Here is a 2916-nt window from a genome sequence, read left to right as displayed (position 1 = left end):
GGTGCCGGTCCCGCAGGCGGAGAGGGAGGGAAGAGCGGCGAGGGCGGCGAGGCCGCCTGCTCTGCGCAGGAGCGCTCTACGACCGATCTGGGCATCACTCATGGCAATACTCCTCATCTGGGGACGCGTGGGACCAGCTGTGCGGGGCTTTACCTCGCGGGTGCGGGAGGGGGTGGGATGGTGCAGTGTGGCGAACGCGGACAGAGCAGCGTCCGCTTGCGTTGCCGATCGCCGCTTTGGGCGCGTGTTCGCGGTGGATCGAAGTCCCCGATGACCTTGTCGTCGGAGCGACGCCGGCTAGAAGACCGGGTGAGTGGCGGTGGGGAAGCTGGAGACGTGACAGGCGGTGACCAGCGGAGTGGGGGCGGTCCTCACCAGAGCCGCAGCATGAGGGTTCTCGTGAGGGATGAAGCAGGGCCGGGCCTGCGTCTGAGGGACGGGCCGAGCGGTCCATCGGCCCCGGCGACGTTGCTCAGCGGGTGGCTTCGCGAGAGGTCCCGAAGGCCTTCAGGAGCGACATGTCTTTCCTTTTTGGGCTGGAGAAGTTCGTGGCCGCAGCCACGGTCGATGAGCCGTTGCCGAGCGGCGTCTGGCACGCACTCGTGGGCGTGGCCCGTTCCCGATGTGCGGAGGCCGGCGACGCGTCGCGGCTGGTGCCGGGGTGGCCGGGTGGCTCGGACGCGGTTGTCGGCACAGGCGCACTGTGGGTGGCACCGTTCGAATGCGGCGAACGGGGTACGCGCTCGACGCGTGTTCGATCGTTCATGCCGCAATCGGCGGTCGCCCGAGGCAGAAGGCGTGACGGAGAGCAGGTCGTTCAGCCCACTGCTGGTGGTGATGCCCAGCAGGGGTGCTCAGAAAGCGGTGTACCCGCCGTCGACGGTCAGGACCGATCCGGTCACGTACGACGACTCCGACGATGCGAAGAAGAGCACCGCGTCGGCGACCTCTTCGGGGGTGGCGAGGCGCTGGAGCGGGATCGTGCTCTCGCGCTCGCGGCGGTAGGCCTCGGGGTCGGGCCTGCGCTGGAACGCCGCTTCGATGATCGGCGTGGCGGTCAGGCCAGGAGCGACGACGTTGACACGGATGTTGCGCGGGGCCCATTCGATCGCCGCGCCCTTGGCGAGCATGATGAGGCCCCCCTTTGCGGCGGAATACAGGACCTGCCCGGACATGCCGACCATGCCCAGCCGTGAACTGACGCAGACGAACGAGCCGCCGGACTCGGGCATCAGCGGCGCGAAGTGCTTCATCACCAGGAACGCGCTGAGCAGGTTGCTCTCGAGCACGTTCTTCGCATCGTCGCAGGCCATCTCGGTGAGCGGACTGGCGGCCTGCAGGCCGTGGTTGAGGACGACGACGTCGACGGTGCCGAAGGACTCGGCGGCCTGCTTGGCCAGGTGCTCGACGAACGTCTCGTCGTTGAGGTCTCCGGGAACGTACAGGTCGTCGGGCTGAGCGCTGTCGAGCCGCTCCCTGCGGCCGGTGAGCAGCAGCCGCGCGCCCTCGCGGCGGAAGTGGGAACTCACCGCCTGCCCGATGCCACTGCTGGCGCCTGTCACCAGGGCCGTGACGTTGTTGAGTCTCATGTCAGGCACTCCTATTGCGGGGGAGGTCGGTCGTCGGGTTGCGAGCTTGGGCAGGGCGAGGGTCTCGTCCCATGCCGGTCAGTTGAGGAATCCGCGGGCGTCGACCGGCCACCGCTGCAGCGACGTGCCCGTGCTGTCGGTGACGATCAGTTCCTCGAAACCGAGGACGACCGGGCATACGTGGTTGGGCACCACCGGTACGACGGTGCCGACGCTGGGCCGGAACTCGCCGTCCGGCAGCGGGAGGAATCCGTGGTACTCGTTGAGCTTGCCCAGAACCGCCTTCGTGCCGGCGATGCCGCCGTAGCCGATCTCGGGGCTGCCTTCACGGCTGAGGGCTTTGGTGCCCACATCGAGGATGACCTGGCCGGGGACCCAGTCGCTGACCACGGTGCCGGCGACGAACAACGCGATCTGGTCTTCCCCGCAGGAGCCCAGCCGGGCGTTGTTCAGATCACCGAAGACGTACTCGCCGGGACGGATCTCGGTGATCACGCTGCTGGTGGAGAACTCAAGGGTGGGAGTGGAGCCGGCGCTGACCACCTCAGCGGTGACCCCGACGTCGGCGAGGCTGCGTACCGCCGTGGTGAGCGCGGTCTCCTGGTCCTGCGCGGCGCGCTGGCGAACGTCCCGGCCGGCGCCGCCGTGACCTGGATAGGTGAAGACGCCCACCGGCACCAGACCGCGCTTGCGGGCGGCGAGCGCGAGATCGCCCGCAGCCTCGGCCGGAGCCCCGGAACGACGGGCGCCGCAGTCGACCTCGATCACGACCTGCAGCCGCTCGGGTTCGTCTCCCATGGCGTCGGCGAGGGCCTCTACCGCCGCGACGTTGTCGACGCCGACCCGCAGCCGGGCGGACTCGGCGAGCCGGCGGATCCGGGCTCGCTTCGTTCCCGCGGCCCAGATCGGGTAGGCGAGGAAGATGTCGTCGAACCCTGCCGCGGCGAAGACCTCGGCCTCACCGACGTTTCCCGCGGTGATCCCGACCGCGCCGGCCTCGATCTGGCGTCGCCCGATCTCCACGCACTTGTGCGTCTTGACGTGCGGCCTGACCTTGAGGTTGCGCTGGTTGGCGAAGCTCTGTATCCGGTCGATGTTGCCCTGCATGACGTCGACCAGCACGATCGGCGCGGGGGTGTCGATCCGCTCGACAAGCGCGTCGAGTGCTCGTTGCAGCCGGTTCACGCTGCCCTCCTTGTGGTTCTGCCTGGAATGATCGAGGGGCACGGGTGCTGCCCCCTGTATGCCGAACGTGCGCGGGCCGCGACATCGCGCGCGCTTGCGTGCACCGCCGTCGGCCCCGGCCTACACAGCGGTGCAGACCATC

General features: G+C 69.0%; 2 protein-coding genes and 1 pseudogene. All 3 read right to left on the bottom strand.

What is annotated here, in order from left to right; all coding sequences use genetic code 11:
- Positions 1–117: 117 nt before the first annotated feature.
- A pseudogene (locus tag AQJ91_RS58690) lies at positions 118–375 on the bottom strand (transposase); the annotation flags it as partial.
- Between the two features lie 479 nt (positions 376–854).
- Positions 855–1589, bottom strand: a complete 735-nt coding sequence (locus AQJ91_RS47850) for an SDR family NAD(P)-dependent oxidoreductase (RefSeq protein ID WP_067036579.1) — start codon at positions 1587–1589, stop codon at positions 855–857.
- Between the two features lie 78 nt (positions 1590–1667).
- A complete protein-coding gene (locus AQJ91_RS47845; RefSeq protein ID WP_079085763.1) occupies positions 1668–2774 on the bottom strand; it encodes an alanine racemase in 1107 nt (368 codons plus the stop codon).
- Between the last annotated feature and the right edge of the window lie 142 nt (positions 2775–2916).

This window comes from Streptomyces dysideae (genome assembly GCF_001514305.1).
Lineage (GTDB): Bacteria > Actinomycetota > Actinomycetes > Streptomycetales > Streptomycetaceae > Streptomyces > Streptomyces dysideae.
Note: the sequence above shows the minus strand (reverse complement) of the source record. Positions and strands in the feature narration are given on the sequence as shown.

Coding starts and splice junctions, on each gene's coding strand:
- AQJ91_RS47850 (WP_067036579.1), bottom strand. CDS start 1,589: ATGAGACTCAACAACGTCACGGCCCTGGTGACAGGCGCCAGCAGTGGC.